The sequence below is a fragment of the Burkholderia sp. BCC1985 genome (assembly GCF_905339915.1).
Taxonomy (GTDB): Bacteria; Pseudomonadota; Gammaproteobacteria; order Burkholderiales; family Burkholderiaceae; genus Burkholderia.
In genome coordinates this window covers 1-469 of the sequence record NZ_CAJPGY010000132.1, presented here as the reverse complement: position 1 = coordinate 469, position 469 = coordinate 1, and the positions used below count along the sequence as shown (strand labels likewise).

Genomic DNA, 469 nt, shown 5'->3' with positions numbered 1-469 from the left:
CGGCTTTACCGAACACCAGTTCGCCGAGAAGCGCCTGCCGACGATCGAGGAACTCAACGCGGCCGCGCCCGATACGCCGGTGTTCATCCTGCATCTTTACGATCGCGCGCTGCTGAACGCGGCCGCGCTGCGCGTGGTCGGCTACACGAAGGACACACCGGAGCCGCCGGGCGGCACGATCCTGCGCGATGCCGCAGGCAACCCGACCGGGCTGCTGCTCGCGAACCCGAACGCGACGATCCTGTACGCGACGCTCGCGAAGGGACCGAAGCTGCCGTTCGAATACCAGTACAACTCGACGCGCCACTTCATGCGCGAACTGAACCGTCTCGGCGTGACGGGCGTGATCGATGCGGGCGGCGGTTCGCAGAACTATCCCGACGATTACGAAGTGATCCGCAAGCTGCACGAGGCCGGCGAGATGACGATCCGGATCGCGTACAACCTGTTCACGCAGAAGCCGAATGCG

General features: G+C 65.0%; 1 protein-coding gene. It reads left to right on the top strand.

What is annotated here, in order from left to right; genetic code table 11:
* On the top strand, positions 1-469 hold a 469-nt coding region (locus U4Z31_RS36975), incomplete at both ends, for an amidohydrolase family protein (protein WP_321813001.1).